This window comes from Kitasatospora sp. NPDC088160, assembly GCF_044741445.1.
Taxonomy (GTDB): Bacteria; Actinomycetota; Actinomycetes; order Streptomycetales; family Streptomycetaceae; genus Kitasatospora.
Genome location: NZ_JBIUSS010000004.1, coordinates 264092 through 283507, shown reverse-complemented (window position 1 = coordinate 283507; position 19416 = coordinate 264092). Strand labels below are relative to the sequence as shown.

Annotated in this window: 29 protein-coding genes and 4 other RNA genes; 15 read left to right on the top strand and 18 right to left on the bottom strand. The window is 68.3% G+C overall.

The genetic code is table 11. The features are described from left to right. Window position 1 precedes the first annotated feature (1 nt). The 18 genes from ACIOGZ_RS08220 to ACIOGZ_RS08135 all read right to left on the bottom strand — a co-directional run bounded on the left by ACIOGZ_RS08220 (window position 2) and on the right by ACIOGZ_RS08135 (window position 8956). Window positions 2-346: a hypothetical protein gene (locus tag ACIOGZ_RS08220; RefSeq protein WP_400985296.1), complete on the bottom strand. Its 345-nt coding sequence runs from the start codon at window positions 344-346 to the stop codon at window positions 2-4. Beyond that, window positions 327-878, bottom strand: coding sequence for an antirestriction protein ArdA (locus tag ACIOGZ_RS08215; protein WP_400985294.1), 552 nt, complete (start codon window positions 876-878; stop codon window positions 327-329). The genes ACIOGZ_RS08220 and ACIOGZ_RS08215 overlap by 20 nt, the downstream gene beginning before the upstream one ends. A gap of 17 nt (window positions 879-895) precedes the next feature. Further along, an RNA gene (locus ACIOGZ_RS08210) (hammerhead ribozyme type II) lies at window positions 896-960 on the bottom strand. A gap of 7 nt (window positions 961-967) precedes the next feature. Next, window positions 968-1372, bottom strand: coding sequence for a hypothetical protein (locus tag ACIOGZ_RS08205; protein ID WP_400985292.1), 405 nt, complete (start codon window positions 1370-1372; stop codon window positions 968-970). Further along, entirely contained in the window at window positions 1369-1620 is a 252-nt protein-coding gene (locus ACIOGZ_RS08200; RefSeq protein WP_400985290.1) for a hypothetical protein, read from the bottom strand. Before ACIOGZ_RS08200 ends, ACIOGZ_RS08205 begins: the two co-directional genes overlap by 4 nt. A 25-nt stretch (window positions 1621-1645) precedes the next feature. Then, window positions 1646-1846 carry a hypothetical protein gene (locus tag ACIOGZ_RS08195; protein ID WP_400985288.1) on the bottom strand — a complete coding sequence of 67 codons (201 nt, stop codon included), beginning with the start codon at window positions 1844-1846 and terminating at the stop codon, window positions 1646-1648. 52 nt (window positions 1847-1898) lie between these two features. Beyond that, complete coding sequence (locus ACIOGZ_RS08190) at window positions 1899-2636, bottom strand: DUF2786 domain-containing protein (protein ID WP_400985286.1); 738 nt, start codon at window positions 2634-2636, stop codon at window positions 1899-1901. Window positions 2637-2655: 19 nt separating this feature from the next. Continuing rightward, window positions 2656-2740: hammerhead ribozyme type II (locus ACIOGZ_RS08185), an RNA gene on the bottom strand. Beyond that, entirely contained in the window at window positions 2739-3059 is a 321-nt protein-coding gene (locus ACIOGZ_RS08180) for a hypothetical protein (RefSeq protein ID WP_400985284.1), read from the bottom strand. Before ACIOGZ_RS08180 ends, ACIOGZ_RS08185 begins: the two co-directional genes overlap by 2 nt. After that, a complete protein-coding gene (locus tag ACIOGZ_RS08175) occupies window positions 3056-3466 on the bottom strand; it encodes a hypothetical protein (protein ID WP_400985282.1) in 411 nt (136 codons plus the stop codon). Before ACIOGZ_RS08175 ends, ACIOGZ_RS08180 begins: the two co-directional genes overlap by 4 nt. Window positions 3467-3485: 19 nt before the next feature. Continuing rightward, an RNA gene (locus ACIOGZ_RS08170) (hammerhead ribozyme type II) lies at window positions 3486-3553 on the bottom strand. A 16-nt stretch (window positions 3554-3569) separates the two neighbouring features. Beyond that, on the bottom strand, window positions 3570-4382 hold the full coding sequence (locus tag ACIOGZ_RS08165; protein ID WP_400985281.1) for a hypothetical protein: 813 nt from the start codon (window positions 4380-4382) through the stop codon (window positions 3570-3572). 20 nt (window positions 4383-4402) lie between these two features. Next, window positions 4403-4469: hammerhead ribozyme type II (locus ACIOGZ_RS08160), an RNA gene on the bottom strand. A 16-nt stretch (window positions 4470-4485) separates the two neighbouring features. Then, entirely contained in the window at window positions 4486-4794 is a 309-nt protein-coding gene (locus ACIOGZ_RS08155; RefSeq protein WP_400985279.1) for a hypothetical protein, read from the bottom strand. Between the two features lie 1276 nt (window positions 4795-6070). Beyond that, window positions 6071-6547 carry a Pycsar system effector family protein gene (locus tag ACIOGZ_RS08150; protein ID WP_400985277.1) on the bottom strand — a complete coding sequence of 159 codons (477 nt, stop codon included), beginning with the start codon at window positions 6545-6547 and terminating at the stop codon, window positions 6071-6073. Window positions 6548-6707: 160 nt separating this feature from the next. Then, window positions 6708-7163, bottom strand: coding sequence for a hypothetical protein (locus tag ACIOGZ_RS08145; RefSeq protein ID WP_400985276.1), 456 nt, complete (start codon window positions 7161-7163; stop codon window positions 6708-6710). A gap of 55 nt (window positions 7164-7218) precedes the next feature. After that, complete coding sequence (locus ACIOGZ_RS08140) at window positions 7219-8010, bottom strand: hypothetical protein (protein ID WP_400985274.1); 792 nt, start codon at window positions 8008-8010, stop codon at window positions 7219-7221. Between the two features lie 19 nt (window positions 8011-8029). Continuing rightward, window positions 8030-8956, bottom strand: a complete 927-nt coding sequence (locus tag ACIOGZ_RS08135) for a hypothetical protein (protein ID WP_400985272.1) — start codon at window positions 8954-8956, stop codon at window positions 8030-8032. 342 nt (window positions 8957-9298) lie between these two features. Here ACIOGZ_RS08135 and ACIOGZ_RS08130 point away from each other — a divergent pair, with 342 nt between their 5' ends. From ACIOGZ_RS08130 to ACIOGZ_RS08060, 15 genes are all read left to right on the top strand, one after another. Beyond that, window positions 9299-9610, top strand: a complete 312-nt coding sequence (locus ACIOGZ_RS08130; RefSeq protein WP_400985271.1) for an HNH endonuclease — start codon at window positions 9299-9301, stop codon at window positions 9608-9610. A gap of 84 nt (window positions 9611-9694) precedes the next feature. Next, entirely contained in the window at window positions 9695-10120 is a 426-nt protein-coding gene (locus tag ACIOGZ_RS08125; protein ID WP_400985270.1) for a hypothetical protein, read from the top strand. Between the two features lie 351 nt (window positions 10121-10471). Continuing rightward, complete coding sequence (locus ACIOGZ_RS08120) at window positions 10472-10807, top strand: hypothetical protein (RefSeq protein ID WP_400985268.1); 336 nt, start codon at window positions 10472-10474, stop codon at window positions 10805-10807. A 10-nt stretch (window positions 10808-10817) separates the two neighbouring features. Continuing rightward, the gene (locus ACIOGZ_RS08115) at window positions 10818-11822 is read left to right on the top strand and encodes a terminase (protein WP_400985267.1); all 1005 of its coding nucleotides are present in this window, start codon (window positions 10818-10820) and stop codon (window positions 11820-11822) included. Between the two features lie 37 nt (window positions 11823-11859). Next, window positions 11860-13281 (top strand): phage portal protein, encoded by a 1422-nt coding sequence (locus tag ACIOGZ_RS08110; protein ID WP_400985386.1) that lies wholly within the window; start codon window positions 11860-11862, stop codon window positions 13279-13281. Continuing rightward, complete coding sequence (locus ACIOGZ_RS08105; RefSeq protein ID WP_400985266.1) at window positions 13278-14393, top strand: hypothetical protein; 1116 nt, start codon at window positions 13278-13280, stop codon at window positions 14391-14393. The genes ACIOGZ_RS08110 and ACIOGZ_RS08105 overlap by 4 nt, the downstream gene beginning before the upstream one ends. A 2-nt stretch (window positions 14394-14395) precedes the next feature. Further along, window positions 14396-14869 (top strand): hypothetical protein, encoded by a 474-nt coding sequence (locus tag ACIOGZ_RS08100; protein WP_400985265.1) that lies wholly within the window; start codon window positions 14396-14398, stop codon window positions 14867-14869. A gap of 11 nt (window positions 14870-14880) precedes the next feature. Then, window positions 14881-15231: a hypothetical protein gene (locus ACIOGZ_RS08095; RefSeq protein WP_400985264.1), complete on the top strand. Its 351-nt coding sequence runs from the start codon at window positions 14881-14883 to the stop codon at window positions 15229-15231. Between the two features lie 157 nt (window positions 15232-15388). Then, window positions 15389-16450: a hypothetical protein gene (locus ACIOGZ_RS08090; RefSeq protein ID WP_387816963.1), complete on the top strand. Its 1062-nt coding sequence runs from the start codon at window positions 15389-15391 to the stop codon at window positions 16448-16450. A 67-nt stretch (window positions 16451-16517) separates the two neighbouring features. Further along, window positions 16518-16976, top strand: coding sequence for a hypothetical protein (locus ACIOGZ_RS08085; RefSeq protein WP_400985262.1), 459 nt, complete (start codon window positions 16518-16520; stop codon window positions 16974-16976). After that, window positions 16973-17308 carry a phage head-tail adapter protein gene (locus ACIOGZ_RS08080; RefSeq protein WP_400985260.1) on the top strand — a complete coding sequence of 112 codons (336 nt, stop codon included), beginning with the start codon at window positions 16973-16975 and terminating at the stop codon, window positions 17306-17308. Before ACIOGZ_RS08085 ends, ACIOGZ_RS08080 begins: the two co-directional genes overlap by 4 nt. Continuing rightward, the gene (locus tag ACIOGZ_RS08075; RefSeq protein WP_400985258.1) at window positions 17308-17688 is read left to right on the top strand and encodes a DUF5403 family protein; all 381 of its coding nucleotides are present in this window, start codon (window positions 17308-17310) and stop codon (window positions 17686-17688) included. Before ACIOGZ_RS08080 ends, ACIOGZ_RS08075 begins: the two co-directional genes overlap by 1 nt. Beyond that, entirely contained in the window at window positions 17688-18182 is a 495-nt protein-coding gene (locus ACIOGZ_RS08070) for a hypothetical protein (RefSeq protein WP_400985257.1), read from the top strand. The genes ACIOGZ_RS08075 and ACIOGZ_RS08070 overlap by 1 nt, the downstream gene beginning before the upstream one ends. A 74-nt stretch (window positions 18183-18256) precedes the next feature. Further along, window positions 18257-18997 carry a hypothetical protein gene (locus ACIOGZ_RS08065; RefSeq protein WP_400985255.1) on the top strand — a complete coding sequence of 247 codons (741 nt, stop codon included), beginning with the start codon at window positions 18257-18259 and terminating at the stop codon, window positions 18995-18997. A 55-nt stretch (window positions 18998-19052) separates the two neighbouring features. Beyond that, window positions 19053-19391: a phage tail assembly protein gene (locus tag ACIOGZ_RS08060; RefSeq protein ID WP_400985254.1), complete on the top strand. Its 339-nt coding sequence runs from the start codon at window positions 19053-19055 to the stop codon at window positions 19389-19391. The last annotated feature ends 25 nt before the right edge of the window (window positions 19392-19416 follow it).

The following is a 19416-nucleotide window of genomic DNA, read 5'->3' as shown; positions in this document are numbered from 1 at the left end:
CTCAGTAGGCGTTGAGGACTTCGAGGACGGTGGTGTCCTGGATCTCCTCGAAGAACGGCTCCGACAGCTCCCACTCGTGCGGGTTGTCGTTGAGCCAGTCGCAGAAGTCAGCCTCGTCGCAGATCTCCCCGTCCTCGTCGAGGAACTCATCCGGGATGGTCAGCTCCAACTCGACCTCCGCCTCGGTGGTCCGCTCGATGCTGAACTTGACGGTCTTCTTCATGCGCTGGTCCTTCAGGTGGATGCGGATGCGGCACGGGCCGCAGGTCAGGTCTTCGTCCAGGAGCTCGGGTACGTCGCCGCACTCCAGGCAGGAGGGCCGCCAGTCATCCGATGAGGTAGACATAGACACCACCGCCCGGTGCTTCCTCGGAGTCGTAGCCGGAGGAGAAGAGCTCCATCGCGGCGGACTCCCAGTCGATGGCGTTGAACGGCCAGGTCCTCATCAGCTCCTCCTGCTCGTTGCTCATCTGCCTCTCCGCACGTTCCTGGGCGAAGTGGGCCTGGGAGGGCCACTCGCCCTCGAAGGAGTTGCGGAACTCCTCGACCACGGAGGAGAGGTCTGCGTCGTCGTCCGCGTAGGTGCTGAACCAGATCGCGAACGCGCTGCGCTCGTGCGGCGGGATCTCGACCAAGAGCTCCGCCAACTCAGCGGCGCGGGACGGGGAGCACTCGCCGGTGAGGAGCCCCAGGAAGCCCTCGTGGTCCATGACCCACAGCTCCTCGTGGGTGGTCGCCCCGGAGTGCAGGTCTTCGGGAGCGACGAGGTCCGCGGTGTCCGCGTCGTACCACTCGCCGGTCAGCCGGCCGCCGTTGTAGCAGGCCAGGCAGCCGATCCAGACGCGCGGGGCGTCGAAGTCGGTCAGGGTCGCAGGCATGTGCCCTCAATTCGATGTCATGGCTGGCTTCGTCAGGGGGCGAGCACCACCCCGCCCCGACCCCCTTTCGGGGGTTTCGCCTTCTTGGCCTAGTCGGCCCTCTCCTCCAGGACGGGCCAGTACGTGCGGCTTCTCGGCCAACCGTTGGCCTTGTGCAGGGCCTCCATTGCGGCTTCACCGTCAGCGACGCAGGGCGAACACATGAACCGGTCCTCACTGGGCGTGCGCATCCAGGGCCCACGCCGACCGGTCGCCGGACCGCACCACTCGCACAGGCCTCCACCCTCGATGTGGTGGAACGACATGACGCTGTTGCCGTTGAACGGGCTGACCGTCCGCACCTGGGCATGCGGCTTGGTGGCGGCGTCCTCGAAGGCCTTGCTGAACTCCTGGTCGAAGTAGGTGCTGGCCAGCGTCCACAGCGAGCAGGCGTCGCTGTGGTCCGCGTCGTCCGTGGCACAGGCGAGTACCTCGTACTTCCACCGCCCGCTCACTTCGCCTCCTCCTCGGAGCAGAGGGCGATGAGTTCGTCGAGCACCTCGTACTCGCGGGGGTTCGGAGTCCGGAGCTCCTCCTCGGGGAGCATCTCGGGGGGCAGCGAGAGCGCCAGCCCGGCAGCCACCTCGGAGAGGTTGACCAGGGTGAACCACTCCGGGGTACCGGGGTCGTAGTCGATGCGCCAGTCCTCCACCTCCCGGTGTATCGCGAGGACTTCGCGGACCTTGTTCTTGATCGCTTCCATGTGTTTCTGCCTTTCGGGGAGAGGGTCAGCCGAGGGAGAGCCAGTGGCAGGCAGGGGCGAACCCCTGGTCACAGTCGTCGGCCTTGCTCTCGGTGAAGCCGTCGTTGAACGTCGTCACGAAGACCGTCTCCGTCTCCTCCGCGGTGAGGTGCGACTGGAACTGGGCCCCGGCGAACGCTGCGGCCAGGAGGCCAGCGACCACGCCGAGTCGGCGGTATGCACGCATGGGTGGTCCTGCCTGGGGGCCGCGCAGGATGTGCTTCACGGTCGTCACGGAATCACCCGACCAGCACGGGGCGGCGGGTCTCGGTAAGACGCTTCCCATCGAGGTCGGCCCGCTTGCCAGCCACGTTGCCCGCACCCCAGCCCGAGCCACCGAGCTTGCGCTTCGGGGTCTTCCGGAGCTTCTTGTACTTGCGGTCGCGCTCGGCCTTGACCAGCGTGTTCCGGTCGGCCAGGACCAGGGCGGTCGAGGTGCCCGTGGACTCCTCGTAGCTGGACTGCGCGTCTTCCTCAGCCTTCTTGAGGCGGTGGTAGACGGCGGTCGCGAAGCCGCTCAGCCACGTCTTCCGGTAGCTGGTGGTCGACTCCCCGGGAAGCGGCCGGACGTACCGCATCCCGTTGAATGCCTGGAGCATCAGCGACGTGTAAAGCAGCTCGATCCGGTCCAGGTCGGACTCGTAGGCGAAGACGTCGACAGCGCTGACGATCTTGTCAGTCGTCTCGTCGTAGACCTTGGTGAAGACGGTGCTCGCGCCGAGCGCCACCGCCACGAAGCTCAGGAGCTGCTGGCGGTCCTTCGCATAGGTGCCTTCGATCTTGATCAGGCGGCTCGTCGGCTTCGCGGGCACCGCCTTCGCTGCCGCAAGCATCGTCTCCTCGATGCCGTACTTCGCCATGAGGGCAGCGGCCTTGGCGAAGTACGCCTCGGACTCCGCCGGGGAGGCGGCCGGGTCCTCGGCCTTGGCCAGGATCGCGCGGACCTTGGCGAGCATGGGGTTGGTCTGGCTGGTCATGGAAACCTCGTGAATCGAGATGCGGCTGGCATCGTCAGGAGGCGGGCACCACCCCGCCCCGACGTGCAGGCCGGCCACAGCGGGCAGGCCTGCACGTTTCGCCTAGATCGGCCGCTTGACCGGGTCCGCGTCGAACAGTGCGGTGTACTTCCGGTCGAGGTTGAACTTGATCGCCGCCAACTCCCCCGGGGTGGGGCTGGGCAGCATGCCGCTCTTCCGGAAGACGGACACGACTCGGGCGACCAACTTGGCCTTCGCACGCTGCTCGACCAACGGCTCGCAGCCCTCACAGGAGTTCCACCGGCCGTCATCCAGCTCGACCGGCTGGGCAGGATCGGTCCGTATCGAGGGCAAGATCCCCATCGAGATCACGAAGACAGAGGTGGCCTCGTTGAAGACGCAGAAGTCGCAGTCCATAATCACGCGGCCAGTTCGACGAGGTACTTGTCGAGGTCCACGACCGTGCCCGTGGTGTCCTCCTCGTCCTTGCAGTCGCGGTGCAGGTCACCGCCGTCGTCGCCCTCGGCGTGGCACTTCAGCCACAAATCGGCGACGTGCGGGTGCCCGGATCGGGCGAAGAACCTCGCCAAGGCGTCGGCCTCGGTGCAGGTGAGGCGCTCCCCGATCGAGTCCGCCAGCATGCCGTCATTGAGCACGTCGATGAGCTCGTTGACGTCCTTACGGAGCTGGTCGTGCTCGGTCGCCGACCGCTCGGAGCACTCCAGGTAGGCCATCGCGGCATCGCTGAACTTCTGCCACGCCTCGCGTTCAGCCCGACGACCGGCCCAGGGGTTCAGCGTGCAGTAGATCTTGTGCAGGGTGGTCTTCAACTTGACCTCGTGTGGACGGATGCGGCTGGCATCATCAGCACCCGGGCACCACCCCGGGCGGACGCCCCCGAGGGGGGCGTTTCGCCTAGTTACACTCTCGCAATCAGACCGCGACCAGCTCGATCTGCCCATGGATGGCGCCCCGGAGGAAGTCGCGGGCCAGGCCGTCGAAGTACGCATCGCGGTGCATGGCGTACACCTCCGCCACGCGACGGGTCGACACGTCGCCGGCCGACCACGCCTCGTACTTCAGGTCACGCAGACCATCGTGGGCCCGCTCGACGATCGCCTCGTGGTCGTGCTCCTCGTCCAGGTCGAACTCCCGCCGGACATCATCGAGGGCGAACTGGAGGTTCTCCTGGAACACCTCGTCCTCCAACTCGCCGTAGTCCTCCTCGTCGAGCAGCGGATATCCGTGCTTCACACCCTCGGCAAGGGAGACCGCGTCACGGAAGGCGGGCGTGTACCGGCGGGTTCCGTGGCAGTCGCCCTCGCAGGCATCGCCAAAGCAGAAGTCCAGGCAGGGATCGCAGTTCGGTCGGCACTCGTCGGTATGCGCGCCGGGGCAGTCAATCTCGCAACCACCCTCGTAGACCTGGACGTACAGGACGGTGGCAGAGCCGTAGTGCATCGCGGAGCCGCTGACCTCGACAACATGCCCGTCCGAGGCTGCGGTGTCGTCGCGCCCCTTGTCGGCCGCGTCCCGGATCAGCTTGGCCGCCACGCGGTAGTTGGACGCATCCGTGATGCTCAAGGGGTACTCGGTGTAGCTGAACAGCTCGACGTGCGTCGGGGCCTCGCTCCTGCGGCTCAAGGAGGTACACCACGACGGCCAGGAACGGTAAGCATCGTCGAGGCCGAGGGCGTACTCGGCCATCGCCTCGTCTTCCACGTCGCTGGTGCGGGTGGAGGTCATGTTGTCTCGCTTTCGGAGTTGAGCGGCTGGCTCATCAGCACCCGGGCACCACCCCGGGCAGACGCCCCCGAAGGGGGCGTTTCGCCTAGTTACACTCTCGCAATCAGGCCTGACCATCGAGGAAGACGCAGATCTCCAGGGAGGAGACGAACAGGTCCAAGCCGGCAATGGTGATCGCCTGCTCCTCGACCACGGCCTCCAGGCCCTCAACCCGACCGAGCGCGCTGATCATCATGTCGCCCCAGACCTGCTCCCGGGCCGCGGCCTTGGCCAGCTTGGCGCGGGCCGTGTCCAGCTCCCGGGCCATCTCGAAGTGGCGCTCGGTCAGGTTGTCGAACTGCTCCTGGAGGCTCAGGGCCGACCGACCGGACTTGGCCAGGCTGACGGGGGTGGCGGTGATGATGAAGTCCATGGTTCTCCCTTGCTTCGCCAGGCGGACGCCTGGCACCTTGCCGTGCCACCGAGCGGTGCACGGAGCGGGCTAGTTACACTCTCGCAATCAGCCCGATAAGAACCCCCCGGCGGCTTTGCACCTACGCCCATGGCGTCCGGGGGGCCCTGGCCCTGCTGGGCCAGATCGTTCAACTTCGGGTGATCACTCGGGGTTCAGCGGCAGGATTACTCCGACCGCCGGGCTCACCGTCCCTCACCCGCAGGACTGGCCGGTTCCTTCCGGCCGCTTCGCTTCGTTCCGGCCGGATCTCTCCGGCCCGTTCGACGTGAACGGTGAGCCCTGACCTCCGAGTTCCGACACGGTTCCCCTGACACCACCATCCACGGGCATCCGTGGACAGCTTCCCACCACGCCTACCCCGGGACGGGGCGGTTCGCGGCTTCACCAAGGCCGTACGGGCGGGACTTGCGGACAAAGGCATCCGCGCCACTGCCTGTTACGTTGGCTGTACCCCAGGGGTTCGGCGTCGTCTCCGACACGCTGCCATCACCGGCGGGATGCCCCGCCTCCGGATCGCGCATCTTCGGGCCTACCGTCGCCCTGCGTACCCACCCACACCGCCAGGCTGGCGGTTGCGACGTCCACCCCCCGAAGGGGGCGGGGCCGGGTGAGCGACAAGCTCAAGTTCTGCTACCTCCCGGTTTGATCCGGTTGGTGTCGAGTTCGACCCTATCGGGCCGTTCTCCCGTTTCGCAAGTCTTGCAATCGCTTCGCTGCGATCCCACCTGTTCGCCCTTCCGGCGGCGCCACATCGTGTGGCCCGTTCTCGGCTGTGCGGTTCGGCGTTGGTTCCAACCCTAGTGGGCTGGCCTTGCGTTCGCAACTCTCGCAATCACTTCGACTACCCGCCCCCCGTTCCGCCCTGCCTTGCGGCTGGCGTTCCGTGGTGGCGACGGGGAGAACATTACGGGGCTAGTGACACTCTTGCAAACCCGGCCGTGTTTCCGCAGGTCAGAGGCGGCGTGAGGGGCTGCCAGCACGGGCCGGAACGCCCCCTTCCCGACCCGTTGAGCGGGAGGCCGGGCCTTCCTACGCGCGCGTTCCTCTTCGGGGGGTGTGGGGGGGTGCGAGGGTGCCCACGCACGACGCGCGACGGTAGCCGATGCCCGGTAGCCCATGGGGGGTGGGGGTATGACCCCCGGTAGCGGAACTCGCCGACCGCCACGTCTTAGCCGCTCGGATTCTGCCACGGTTCCAGGGTCGTCCGGGCTGGCGCCGCCCGCCTTCCGTCGCGCTACTGGACCAGGGCAGCCACCAGCGCCACGGCCAGCGCGACCACCGCCGCGAGGCCGAGCTGCACGGCGAGCCGCAGCAGGCGGAACTTGCGCCGGAGCAGCCGCGAGCGCCTGATGAGCCGCGCGGCCCGGCGGTCGACTGCAAGGTCATCCAGCACCTGGTCCGGGGTGCTGCACTCGGCCCAGCGCAGGAAGGAGCCCGGAGTCCCACGGCCGGTCACCCCCAGCGGGAGAAGGGCGGCCAGCGTCGCGACCGCTCCGGCCACCATGCCGGCGCCTGCGATTCCGAGCAGGACGGCGACGACGACCGAAAGGTGCCGGCCGGGGAGGACGAACGTCAGAACGGCCAGCGGTAGGCCGAGCGCCGAGAGCAACGCGGCGATCTTCGATTCCGTCCGGCCGAGGTCGGTGGTCACCTCGGCGTGCGCCCGGACGAGAGCCTCGTCCAGGCCGGGGTTGTTGGTGGGCTGTTCCACTTCTACTCCTTCGACGGTGGGAACTGGGGCGCCTGCGCGAACTCGGCGCAGGCAGCAAAAGGCCCGCCCAGTCCGATGCGGACTGGGCGGGCTGCTGGGTTCTCGGGTAAGTGCTGTTGACGGGAGGCGTTGCTGATGGGCATGCGGCTCAACCGCCGCCCTACTTCCCCGGCATCGCCTTCAGTGCCGTGGGGCGCGACATCACCTTGCGGACCCGGTGAGCGATGTTGTTCTTCGAGTAGCCGCCCCACTTGCGGCAGTCCCGCATCAGGTCGGTGAGCTCCTGCCGCCGCATGTCCGAGGCGAGGTCCGCCATCTGGCTCGCTTCGATCGCCACTTCGAGGGCCGCCACCAGTTCGCCAGCGGGCGTGGGGTCGTCGATCTCGGCGCAAGCGCCCAGGTTGTTTCGCACCTCTACGTAGGCCGGCAGGCCGCGGTACCGCTTCGGGCACTCCCGCTGCCATACCGCCAGGACCGTTCTGCCGAGGTCGTGCACGGTGCCATCCCATTTCAGCCCCTCTTCGGAGCTGGCTGGCTTCTCCCAGCCCTCGCCAGCGTTGGCTGCCGCAGGAACGCGAAGCTCGTAGGAGAACTCCAGGTCAGGATCGTTTGCCATGGTCAACGACTTTACCAGTCAAGGCGTTGACTAGTAAAGTCGTTGACCACTCGCGTCAGGCGGCCTGCGCCAGCCTCAGGTAGCGGTAGCCGGTGCGGGTCGAGCAGCCGAGTTCATCGGCGAGCGTGGGACCGGACAGCTTCCGCTCCTTGTCCGCCTTGATGACGGCGATGGCGGCGCGGACCTCCTCCATTGGTACGGCCTGGCGGCTGCCGGCAGAGGTCTTGGGTGCCGAGCCGGCCGGGTCCTCTTCTGCCAGTTCGCCCTCCGCCTCCTCTGCCAGGTCAGCTGCCTCCTCCGCCAGCTCGTCAAAGCCGTTGGCGATCCCGGCCGCCCTGGACAGCAGCTCTCGGCCGTCGCGGTCGAGCGCCTCCGCCAGTTCGTTCGCCATCACGTCGAGCAGCACCTCCAGGTCGTGAATCCGCTCGGCGGCTGAGAGCTCGGATTCCGGGGTCGCTGCCATGTGCAGCATGTGTGCTACCACCAGCGGGGGCACGGCGGAGACGGCCGCCACCAGGAAGCCCGAGGTGGCGATGTAGCCCTGGTCGAAGAGGTGTGCCACCAGCTGAGCTGCCAGCGCCAGGCCAAGGGCGGCGCCTGCGCCGATCGTGGCGCTGACACGGCCGGGCGCCTTGATGCGGCGGCGGTGCTCGGAGATGACGGCCGCAGCTCCGGCGTACACCGAGACGGACACCGGCATGAGCCAGGTGATCCAGCCATGCCATCCCGCGATCTGTGCCATCCGGATCTCGCCGGGGACGCTCATGACGAGGGCTGCCAGCAGGACGATCGGCCGACCAGCGGTGAAGACCACCCGGGCGTACCAGGGCATCTGCATGAAGTGCATGTTCTGACCCTTCTGGCGCTCAGGCGGCGGCCGACAGGAAGCGGGAGCGGGCGCCCTTGGCGAAGGTGCCGCTGGCACGCCGCTGGCGGATGGTGGCGAGCAGGCCCGCCGCGTCGTCGGGTCCGGCCTTCTCCCGGCCGGTCTCCAGCTCGCAGGTCTTGCACAGGCTGTGGACGACGCCAGCCGGGAACGGGGCGTCGCACTGCTGGCAACGGGCTCGGGTGTCCGCTGCGGGGACTGCCTGCGGCTCCGGCTTGGCCGGTCGGTGGTGGGTGAGGCGGTAGGAGAGCAGGGCAGCCGGGGCGTCGACCTGCTCCGGGAGGCGGGTGGTCAGGACGGCGAGCAGCTTCGCCGGGCTGTGCCCGTCGAGCAGCCACTCGGCGGCAAGCGGGGCAAGGCGCAGGACGTCGGCCGTGCCGAGCGTGAGCCGCCGGTCGCGCTCACCGAGTCGGGCGAGCAACGAGGCGGCCCGGCCGGTTTCGGCGGCGGCCGGAGTGAGCTGGTCTTCGGTGGTGCTGGCCTCCTCCGGCTTCTCCGGCGCCTCAGGCTCCGGCTCGACGGCGGGGAGGAGGTTCTTTCCCTGGTGCTTTCCCCCTTCGGGGAGATCGCCGACGCCCCGAGGCCCCGGCGAACCGACCGCCGGATTGTGGTTCATCGGCAGGTCGGAGATGTGTGACTGCGTGCTCCAGAGTCCGGTCTCCGGGTCCTGGGTGCGCTGGCGGCGCAGGTAGCCCGCGGCCTCCAACTGGCGGAAGGCGCGGGAGACGGCGGTCCTGCCCTCGTGAACCTGATCGGTGATCCGCTCGATCGAGACCGGCGTGCCGTCCGGGAGGGACAGCAGGCGGACCAGCAGGCCCACGGCGGCGAGGGAGAGGCCGGCGTGTCGGACGGCGGCGTTGGGCACGACGACGAACGCGCGGTCGTGCCGGTTACGATGCACTCGCATCTAGAGGTCTCATCTCTAGGTAGCAGGCCCCGGAGCGTTCCAGCGCTCTGGGGCCGTTCTGTCTGACGGGCTGTCGCACCGGACCATACGCGAGAGTGTGACTTGATTGCAAGAGTTGTCGATCTATCCGACCCCGATTGCGAGAGTGTGACCGGCCTCACCGCCCGGCCGCTTCCAGATCTTCTCCCCCGCTCCGTATATAGGAGTGGAAGGGAAAGCCCGTCGAGGCTTCTCCTTGCGGGCGCCGGAGGCGCCCACTTCTCCAGGCTCCTTCGCCGCTGCCCTTGTCGGGCTTGTCCAAGCCCTCGGCCCGCCGGTGCTACCGGCCGACGAAGGAGGCCGATGTCCTGGGCTACGTCCGACCGAAGGGCTCGACTGCCGGCCGACTGGCCGCGGATCAGGTTCCGCGTTCTGGTGCGGGACGGTCATCGCTGTACGGCGAAGGACCAGTACGGCGACCGCTGCATCGAACCCGCCACCGATGTGGACCACATACGGCCCGGCGACGACCACCGCGAGGTCAACCTTCAATCGCTCTGCGGGTGGCATCACCGGGTCAAGTCCTCCAGGGAGGGCGCCGCCGCGAAGGCTGCGCGCCGCCGCCGGAACGACCGGCGATTCCGCAGGACCGAGGAGCACCCCGGCCTGCGATGAGCGCGACGCTCCGGGACTCCCGTTGAGCCGCGCCGGCCCCGAGGAACTTCTCGGGGCCCTCGACTTGGCGAGAGGGGGTGGGAAATGCCCGGTCCCGTTCCGAATCGCGAATCCGACCTCGCCCGCCCCCGGGCACGCAAGGGCAGTGACGTCCAGCCCGTCACCAAGGGCGTGATGCGGGAAGTTAAGGTCCCGAATGCCGACCGCGATTGGCACCCCATCGCGCGGCGCCTCTGGGATTCCCTGAAAATGTCCGGCCAGGCCGATTTCTACCAGCAGTCGGACTGGGCGCTCGCCTATTCCCTCTGCGAAGACCTCTCGTACTACAAGAAGTCGGGGAAGAGGTCCGGCCAAATGCTCCAGACCATCTACTCCGCCTTCGAGCGGCTCCTGGTTGCCGAGGGCGACCGGCGGCGCGTCCGCATCGAGCTGCACGAGCCCGAGCCCGAGGTCCAGTCGGCCGCGGTGCTCGCCATCGCCAGCTACAAGCGCGAGCTCGGCGTCGGCTGAGCCGCCTGTTGGACGGCCTGAACAGCAGGGGGGAGGTGAGTCCCATCTCAGCCCTGACCCTGGAAGAGATCGAGGCCCTGGAGCACACGTTCCTCGGTCCCACTTGGAAGCGCGGCGAGGACGGTTCCTGGCTTCTGCCGGAGCGAACCCTCGGCTGGCAGATCGCCGGCTGGTGCGCGGAGTACCTGTGCGCCGAAGACGGTGGTCCCTGGACGTTCACAAACGAGCAGCTTCGATTCATCCTTCACTGGTGGGCGCTGGACGACACCGGTCGGTTCATCAACCGAAAGGGAGTTCTCCAGCGTCTCAAGGGCTGGGGCCCACCCGGGCAAGGACCCCCTTCTCGCGGTCATGTCCCTGGTCGAGTTCGTCGGTCCCAGCCGGTTCTCGCACTGGGATGAGCACGGAGCCCCGGTCGGCGCTCCCCACCCACAGGCCTGGGTGCAGGTAGCGGCTGTCAGCCGTGATCAGACGCGCAACACCATGACGTTGATGCCCAGTCTCATGAGCGACCGGCTCATCGAGACCTACGGCATCAAGGCCGGTGCGGAGCTGATCCGCGCGAACGGCGGCAAGCAGCGCCTTGAGGCGGTGACAAGTAGTTACCGTGCCCTGGAAGGGGCGCGGTCCTTAGTGGTCCACGTTCGTCGTTCTGAACGAAACGCACCACTGGGTCACCGGCAATAACGGCGACAAGATGTACGCCACCATTGATGGCAATGCGACCAAGAAGGACTCGCGGTATCTAGCCATCACCAATGCTTTCCTCCCGGGTGAGGATTCCGTCGCCGAGCAAATGCGCGAGGCGCACGAAAAGATCCTGGAAGGTCGAGCCGCAGACATCGGGTTCTTGTACGACTCGATCGAGGCCCACCCCGCAACCCCTCTGACCGTCGAGGCGATCCGGATCGTTCTGCCGGCGATCCGCGGCGACGCGGTCTGGCTGCGGGTCGAGACGATCCTTCAGTCCATCCTCGACACAACGCTGTCGCCGTCGCGTTCGCGGCGGATGTGGCTGAACCAGATCGTCGCCAGCGAGGACGCCCTCTATGGTCCGGCCGAATGGGACGTACTGCGCGACGACTCCAAGTCGCTCCAGGCCGGCGACGCCATCACCTTGGGCTTCGACGGCGGCCTCCGGGACGACTCGACTTGCCTGATGGCCCTCCGCGTCAGCGACATGTGCGCCTTCATCCTGGGTCTCTGGGAGAAGCCGGACGGTCCGCGTGGCGACGACTGGTCGGTCCCCCGCGACCAGGTCGACTCCGCCGTGCACGAGGCGTTCCGCCTCTTCGAGGTGCAGGGCTTCTTCGCCGACGTCGCGCTCTGGGAGAGCTACATCTCCGAGTGGTCCGAGACCTACGGCGAAGGCCTGACCGTCAAGTCGCCGCTCGGCCGGGATGCGATCGGCTGGGACATGCGGTCCTCACTGAAGACGTCCACGATGGCCCACGAGCGGCTGATGCGGTCCGTCTTCGACCGCAAGCTCGCCCACGACGGCGACCGCGCACTTCGCCGGCACGTGCTGAACGCCGTGCGCAGGACGAACAGCTTCGGCGTCTCCTTCGGCAAGGAGACCAAGGACAGCCCCCGCAAGGTCGACGCGTACGCGGCGCTGATGCTGGCCCACGAGGCCCTGATCGACCTGCGAGCCCGCGGCAAGAAGGTCCGCAAGCGGACCGGTCGGGGCTTTTTTCTTTAACCTGATCGCAAGAGTGTAACTAAGGTGGTGATCTCTTCTGGTCGCCGCCCACTCCCCCCTGTCGCTTGCGCAGCAGCTCCTCGCCGTCCTCCATCGGGACGGTGCCCGGCTGCAACGGATCGACGACTACCTTCACGGCCGCCACGACGATCCGTACATGCCGCCGCAGGCCGACGACGAGTACCGGCTGCTGGCCCGGCGGGCGGTGTCGAACTGGATGCCTTTGCTCGTCGCGACCCCGGCGCAGGGTCTCTTCGTCGACGGCTTCCGGCCGGGCGCGACGGGCCAGGGCCTGCCGGCCGAGGCCGACTCGACGACCGTGGAGTGGGCGCACTGGCAGCGTAGCCGCCTTGACGCCCGCCAGGCCGCCGTCTACCGAGGCGCCCTTACCTACGGGCACGCCTTCACCCTGACCGAGCGCGACCGCGCGGGCCAGGTGCGCACCAGGGGGTTGTCGGCCCTGCGGACGGCCGCGCTCTACGAGGACGCCGCGAACGACGACGTTCCCTATGCCGCCGCGACCGTCACGGCCTGGCCCTTCGGCGAGAGCGTCGGACGGGCACGGCTCTGGGACGCCCGGAACGAGTACTCCGTCACGTTCCGCTCGCTGGAGGACAAGAAGGGCATCACGGTCTCGGACGCCCGCAGGCACGGCGCCTCCGAGTGCCCGGTCACGCGGTTCGCTGCGACCGTGGACCTGGAGGGTCGGACAGTCGGCGTCATCGAGCCGATGATCGCCTTGCAGGACCGGATCAACCAGACGGTCTTCGATCTGCTGCTCAGCCAGACCTTCGGCTCCTCGAAGGTCAGGACGGTTACCGGCATGGCGCCGCCGATCCAGCGCGATCCGGAAACGGGCGAGGCCGTCCTCAACGAGTTCGGCCAGCCCATCCCGTTGGCGATCAACCACAACGCGAAGCGGTTTTTGTTCGCCGAGGATCCGGACGTCAAGTTCGGTTCGCTGGACGAAACTCCGCTCGACGGCTTCATCAACAGTGTCGATATGTCTATACGTCAGCTCGCTGCCGTGTCGCAGACCCCGCCCCATCACCTGCTGGGACAGATTGCGAACCTGAGCGCGGAGGCGCTCCTGGCCGCCGAGCAGGCCCTGAGCCGGAAGATCGCGGAGTTCCGTACCTCGTTCGGGGAGTGTTGGGAAAGGGTCTTCCGCTTGGCGGCCGAGCTGGCCGGCCACACGTCTGCCGCCGCCGACTACCGGGGCGAGGTCATCTGGCGCGACATGGAGTCCCGGTCGCTGGCGCAGGCCGCGGATGCCCTCGGCAAGCTGCGCGAGCAGCTCGGAATCCCGAAGAAGGGCCTGTGGCGTCGGGTGCCCGGCGTCACCCAGACCGAGATCGAGGACTGGGAACAGCAGGACGAAGACGAGGACCCGGTCGGACAGCTCGCCACCGCGCTGAAGCGGGCGACCCCCGAACCTGCCATGGCGGTGGCAGCGTGACCCGGCCGACGAGGCAGGAGGAGACCGACCAGGCGTCAAGCGCCTTTCAGGTCGCGCTCACCGAGATCGGCACCGCCACGACCACCGAGGCACTCGCCCTGTGGTCCGAGGTCCCGGCCGAACAGCGCGCGGCCACGGCCGCCGGGTGGTTGCGCCGGGCGATCACCCTGGTGATGGGCCGCAGGCGTCAGGCCCGAGACCTGGCACGCGCCTACTACCGCCTCGCCCGCGCGCTGCAAACCGGCACCACCGCGGCCGACCCTTACCACCCGGAGCCGTCGCACATCACGCTCGGCGACCTTCGCAGGGAGTTTGCCGGCTTGGCCGGCACGTACGTCCCGCCGAGCACCGACGCGAGCACCCCATCCGGTCCCAGCTCACCGGACACCGAGCCTGAGTCCATCGAGCCCGGTGTCCGCGACGCCGCAGCCGAGCACGGGCACCAGGTGCTCGACGACAGCCCCGAAGACTGGGAGCGCATCCTCGTCGAGGAACTGGAGGGCCTCCGCGAGGAGGAGGAGCGGATCGAGCGAGAAGCCGAAGAGGAACTTCGCACGGTGCTCAACGCGCTCGGCACCCGCAACCTCGACCGCCGGCTCTCGCAGGTCGACGACCAGCAGCCTGCCAAGGACGCCGACCAGCAGCGAGGCGACGCCCACCGCAAGGCGGGCGCCCAGCAGGCCGGGGCCGCCTCCCGGGTCGCGATGAACGGTGGCCGGTCCACCCTCTGGCACCATGCCAGCCGCGACCGGCGGGCCCTCGGCTACGTCAGGGTCTCCCGCACCGGCACCCCGTGCGGCTTCTGCGCGATGCTCCTCAGCCGCGGAGTCGCCTACAAGTCCGAGGCGTCCGCCCTCTACAAGGACGGCGACCTCTTCCACGACCACTGCCACTGCGCCGCGCTGCCCGTCTTCAACGCCCAGCAGTACGGCGCCAGCGCGCTGACCGAGTTGAACCGGCAGTACGCGGACCTGTGGCCGAAGGTCACCAAGGGCCACAGCGGCCGATCGGCGCTGAATGCCTGGCGCCGGTTCCTCCGCGCCCAACTACGCGAACACCAGAAGGCCGAAGCCCAGGTGGCTCGGCGAGCGACCACAGCCCAGGAGGCGTGACCGTGCCTGAACAGAACCCCGAACCGACCGACGAGCAGAAGAACGACGAGAGGCCCGAAACGCCGGCCGCGTCGCCTGAAGACGATCTTCCCGACTGGGCTCGCCGAGAGCTGTCGCGGACTCGCGCTGAGAGTGCGTCGTACCGTACACGCCTGCGTGACGCGGAGGAGCGGCTGACGGCTGCGAAGAGCCCCGAGGAGTTCGAAGCCGCCGTTGCCGAGGTGACGGCGAAGAACGCCGAGCTCGAACGCACGCTCATGATCGGCACCGTCGCCCGCCGCTACGACCTGCCCGACGCGCTCGCCGCCCGGCTGCGCGGTGCCACCGTCGAGGAACTGGACGCCGACGCCAAGACTCTCCAGGGCCTGCTCGTCCCGCCTCTGCCCCAGTCCCTCGACGGCGGCCTCGATCCCTCCAGCCAGGACGACGGAGAACTCGACCCCCGCAAGCTCGCCCGGCGAACCCGCCGATTCTGAGCGGCGACCGCTTGACGACCCTCACCGAGCATGCCCACCTCATCCTGGCCAACGGCGGTGCCACCTGGGCCCCCGGCCGCGCAGCCCCCACCGAGGGCTTCATGGTTTCCCTCGCCGGGACTGAACTCTCCATCCCCGTCGATGAGTTCACTGACGATTCCCTCGCCCGGTTCCAGCAGGAGCACGCCGGCCGCCTCGCGGCCGACGACCGGCTCTACTTCGGGGCCTGGCTCGACGGGCCGAACGTCTACCTCGACCTGTCGCTGTGCATCCCGGATCGCGCCGCAGCCCTGCGCGTCGCCCGAGCGGAACACCAACGCGCCGTCTTCGACCTGTCGACCGGCAACCCGCTCTTCCTCTGAAGTCCAAGCTCGCGCGCCGTTCCGGCGCTTCCAGTACATGCAGAAACGTTTCTCCTAGCTCCCGAGCCACTGGGTCGAGGGCTAGGAGAGGTGTTTCCGGCTACGAACAGCCCCCGGAGCCACCCGCCCGGGGCCATTCCCGGAGATCCAGCACCTTTTGAGCACCACCCAGCACCAGATAGTCAAGCCCCAGAAGCTCGTCAACACCGCCGTAGGAATGCTGGAGCAGGAACTCCTCATTCCGAGTTTGTTTCAGAAGCACGGCATCGACCAGTTCCGCGGTACGGACAAGGACACGATCTCCATGAAGATCGAAGGGATCCTTCCGTTCCACGACTACGCGTGGCGCAACGACCGAAGCCAGCCGATCCAGTTCGACGAGTACGCCGAGCGCACCATCGCGGTCACCTTCGGCGGCAACAGCTACTCGGCCGTCAAGCTCACGGACGAGCAGAACGACTTCGACATCGACCAGTGGTCGAAGCTGCTTCGCCCGCAGGTCAAGGCAGTTGGCCGCGGCCTCCAGCGTCGCGCCGTCAAGACGCTGACCGGCCAGCAGTACAACGTCACGATCGGCAACGCCCAGCAGAACCTCCGCTCCGCGCTGATCGAGGCCCGCCGTGTGCTGAACGCGTTCCACGCGCCGAAGGAGGCCCGATACCTGCTGGTCGGCTCCGACTTCGAGTCCGCCCTCCTCAACGACGACAAGCTCAACCTGGCGCAGAACGTCGGCGACAGCGAGGCCGAGTCGGCCCTCCGGACCGCCACGATCGGCGACCGGATGGGCTTCCGAATTGTCGTCGACCAGACCATCCCGAGCGACGCGGCGTACGCCTTCGCGTCCAGCGCCTTCATCTTCCTCTCCGGCGCCCCGTCCATCCCGCAGTCCGTTCCCTACGGCGCCACCGCCTCCTTCGAGGGCATCGCCCTGCGCTGGATCCGGGACTACGACAGCCTGTACCTCCAGGACCGCAGCGTCGTGAACACCTACAACGGGTTCCGCTCGGTGACCGACATCCTGGTCGGCTGGGACGACGCGGCCGAGAAGGAGATCATCTCCACCCAGGAGCACTTCGTCCGCGGCATCCGCCTCCAGCTCGACGGCAAGAGCGACTACCCGGCCGCCTCCTCCGAGCTCGCGAAGCTCACCGGCGTGTCCGACGCGCGGGTGTGGACCCCGGCCGGCGCGAAGCCGGAGACCGATCCGGCCAACGCCTGACCCACGGCGGACCGTGCTGCCTGACACTCCGGCCGCACGGTTCGCCCGCTTCCGAAGGGAGGCCGGTTTGGCCTACGCCACCCTCGACGACCTGAAGGGCCGTCTGGACTGGGACCTCGACGAGGACGAGCTGCGAATCGCCAAGGCCGCCCTGGAGGACGCCTCCGACCTGGCGGCCGAATACGGCCGCGACTGGCCGCAGGACCGGGTACCTCGCCTGGTGCGTACGCTGGTCCTCAAGGCCGTCACCCGCTACCTGCGCAACCCGCACGGCTACACCCAGAGCCGCGCGGGCGACGAGACGTTGACCTGGTCCGACATCGGCAGGGACGCCGGCACCATCCACTTCACCCGCGAGGAGATCCGACTTCTCGCCGAACTCGCAGGCCGAAGGCCCGGATTGACCAGCGTCGTCGTGTCGGCCTGGTCCTCGAAGATCCGCCCCGGTGCGGCCGGCACGGTTCCGGTCGACTACGCGGGCGGCGACCGCTTCCCGCTGTTCGCCGACGATCGGGGGCCCTGGTGAGCGTGCAACGCCGTCGAGGCCAACGGGCCCGGGTCTGGCGGACGGTCGAGACCGTCGACCACCGCGGCAACGCCGTGACGGTCGCCGACCCCGCCGGGCCGATCGAGGTCCGCGCCGCCTTCATCCCGCAGCGGTCGGCCCGGGCCGAAGTCCCCGGCCAGCAGCAGATCAACGTCACCCGGATGATCGTGGACGCCCACCTCGAAGGCGTCTCGCTCTGGTCCCGCGTCGAGTACGCCGGCCGCCAGTGGGACATCGTCTCGCCCCCCGCCTACCACCACGGCACCAGGCGTACCCGGCACTGGTCCATCGACATCCGGGAGCGGCCCTGATGGCAGTGATCTACGACCGGTCCGGCGGCAAGAAGTTCACCAAGCGGCTTGCCGAACTGCCAGGCGTCCAGCGGGCGCTCGACGAGGTGACGTTCGAGATCGCCGTCCGGGCCGAGGAACTACTCGTCCAGCACCGCGCGGACGGCCACGCCGAGATCGACGTGGACGCCGGTACCGTCGACAGGTACGTGATCCTCTCGGACGAACGCGGCCAGAAGGCCGCGCTGTCGATCGAGTACGGTCGCGCGGCGTCCGTCGCCGTCCGCGAGGACAAGGACGGCAACAAGTTCCTCGTCATGATCCCGCCCGCCGAAGGCCTCTTCATCCTGGCCCGCGCGGCCGGCTTGCCGAAGAAGCGCAAGGGCAAGGTGAAGCTCTGATGGCCGGACTCCCCGACCACGTCCGGGCGCTCGCCGAACTCTCCCCCGTCGAAGACCTGCTCCTGGCCGTCCTGCGCGAGGGCCTCCCGGGCGTTCCCGTCCAGACCCTGATCTCCCTGCACCAGCAGTTCCCGCTGGTCCTGGTCCGCCGCGACCCCACCTGGGGAGAGTGGCAAGGCGACACCCGATTCACGGATGCCGCGAGGGTGGTCGTCCACACCTTCGCCCCGGACCCCGATGGCGACGAGGACGCCGCGATCCTCGGGGAGGCCGTGCGCGTCGTTCTGCGCGACGCCTGGCTGAAGCAGCAGGTGTACCCGCGCCTCGGCCACATCATCCGGGTCGACATGAACAGCGCCCCCCGGCGCGCTGCCGACTGGGCCACGGCCACCGGGCCCGTCCAGTACGCGGACCTGCCGACCGGCGTCACCCGCTACGAGGCGATCTACGACATCCAGATCCGACGCCCGCGCCAGCGCCCCTTCTCCCCCTAACCCCACCCGCACCGCGAACCCCGAAGGCTTCGGCCTCGGGGTTTTTTTATGCCCGAAAGCAGAAACGTTTCTTCTTGGCGCTCAACGACAACGCAACGCTGGTCGTCGGAAGTGGGAACTTCCTGACGGCCCCAGTCGGCACCGCGATGCCGACCGACCTCCTGGTCCCCGTCTCCCCGTGGCAGCCTGTCGGCCACACCTCGCTGGAGGACGTATTCGCCATCGCGTCCGAAGGCGGCGAGGCCACCACCATCGGCAGCCTCCAGAACAAGAGCCTACGCACCAAGTACAGCGCACGGGTCGAGACCATGACCTTCACCCTCCAGCAGTTCGACACGATCGGCCTCCGCCTGTACTTCGGTGCCAATGCGCCGATGCTGCCGGACGGTTCGATCGGCGTGCCCGCCGATCCCGTTCCCACCCAGTCGGCCTTCCTCGCCGTCTTCATCGACGGCGAGAACCACTTCGCCTTCTACGCCCCGAAGGCGGAAATCTACCGCGCAGACGACATGTCGATCGCGGACACGGAAACCCTCGCAGGGCTACCGCTGGGAGTTAAGCCGATGGCCTTCAGCTCCAACACCTGGACGTACGCGGTAACCCCGCTCGGCAACGTCGGTGCCACCGGCGCAACGGCCGGCACCCCGGGCGTCTTCAGCCCGCAAGGCGCCGTCACCCCGGCCAACATCGCCGCGCTCGCGGCCGTCTCGGCCTCGCCCGCGACCGCCTGGACCGGCGGCAAGTACGTCCAGCTCGGCGACTCCAGCTCGGCCTTCTGGAACGGCAGCGCCTGGGCGGCCGGCAAGGCGACCTGAGACCTCCAGCCCTCCTCCCTTCCCCCTTTCTCTCCTGACCTGGAGGTCGCACCCCATGGCCCAGTACTCCCTTGACGACATCCGCGCCGCCGCGGAGTCCAAGTACGGATCGACGGACATCACCGTTGGCGAGGATGTCGTCCGTCTGCTCAACCCGCTTCGACTGCCCAAGGCCAAGCGCGAGGAGCTCACCGCGCTCCAGGACCGCCTCGGCGAGGACGACGCGGACCAGGAAGAGCTCCTGTCCCACGCGATCAAGCTGGTCGCCGAGCACGCCGCCCAGGCCAAGAAGCTGCTGACCGCCGTCAGCGGCGACCTGGCCGTGCTCGCCGAGATCTTCGACCGGTACGCCAAGGGCGCACAGGTGGGGGAAGCCTCGGCCTCGCAGGGCTGATCGACGAGTACGGGGAGGGCCTGTA

Excerpts from the sequence above, each read along its gene's own strand:
- ACIOGZ_RS08220 (WP_400985296.1), bottom strand. The coding sequence starts at position 346 with ATGTCTACCTCATCGGATGACTGGCGGCCCTCCTGCCTGGAGTGCGGC.
- ACIOGZ_RS08215 (WP_400985294.1), bottom strand. The coding sequence starts at position 878 with ATGCCTGCGACCCTGACCGACTTCGACGCCCCGCGCGTCTGGATCGGC.
- ACIOGZ_RS08200 (WP_400985290.1), bottom strand. The coding sequence starts at position 1,620 with ATGGAAGCGATCAAGAACAAGGTCCGCGAAGTCCTCGCGATACACCGG.
- ACIOGZ_RS08195 (WP_400985288.1), bottom strand. The coding sequence starts at position 1,846 with ATGCGTGCATACCGCCGACTCGGCGTGGTCGCTGGCCTCCTGGCCGCA.
- ACIOGZ_RS08190 (WP_400985286.1), bottom strand. The coding sequence starts at position 2,636 with ATGACCAGCCAGACCAACCCCATGCTCGCCAAGGTCCGCGCGATCCTG.
- ACIOGZ_RS08165 (WP_400985281.1), bottom strand. The coding sequence starts at position 4,382 with ATGACCTCCACCCGCACCAGCGACGTGGAAGACGAGGCGATGGCCGAG.
- ACIOGZ_RS08155 (WP_400985279.1), bottom strand. The coding sequence starts at position 4,794 with ATGGACTTCATCATCACCGCCACCCCCGTCAGCCTGGCCAAGTCCGGT.
- ACIOGZ_RS08145 (WP_400985276.1), bottom strand. The coding sequence starts at position 7,163 with ATGGCAAACGATCCTGACCTGGAGTTCTCCTACGAGCTTCGCGTTCCT.
- ACIOGZ_RS08140 (WP_400985274.1), bottom strand. The coding sequence starts at position 8,010 with ATGCACTTCATGCAGATGCCCTGGTACGCCCGGGTGGTCTTCACCGCT.
- ACIOGZ_RS08135 (WP_400985272.1), bottom strand. The coding sequence starts at position 8,956 with ATGCGAGTGCATCGTAACCGGCACGACCGCGCGTTCGTCGTCGTGCCC.
- ACIOGZ_RS08130 (WP_400985271.1), top strand. The coding sequence starts at position 9,299 with ATGTCCTGGGCTACGTCCGACCGAAGGGCTCGACTGCCGGCCGACTGG.
- ACIOGZ_RS08125 (WP_400985270.1), top strand. The coding sequence starts at position 9,695 with ATGCCCGGTCCCGTTCCGAATCGCGAATCCGACCTCGCCCGCCCCCGG.
- ACIOGZ_RS08120 (WP_400985268.1), top strand. The coding sequence starts at position 10,472 with ATGTCCCTGGTCGAGTTCGTCGGTCCCAGCCGGTTCTCGCACTGGGAT.
- ACIOGZ_RS08115 (WP_400985267.1), top strand. The coding sequence starts at position 10,818 with ATGTACGCCACCATTGATGGCAATGCGACCAAGAAGGACTCGCGGTAT.
- ACIOGZ_RS08075 (WP_400985258.1), top strand. The coding sequence starts at position 17,308 with ATGGCAGTGATCTACGACCGGTCCGGCGGCAAGAAGTTCACCAAGCGG.
- ACIOGZ_RS08070 (WP_400985257.1), top strand. The coding sequence starts at position 17,688 with ATGGCCGGACTCCCCGACCACGTCCGGGCGCTCGCCGAACTCTCCCCC.
- ACIOGZ_RS08060 (WP_400985254.1), top strand. The coding sequence starts at position 19,053 with ATGGCCCAGTACTCCCTTGACGACATCCGCGCCGCCGCGGAGTCCAAG.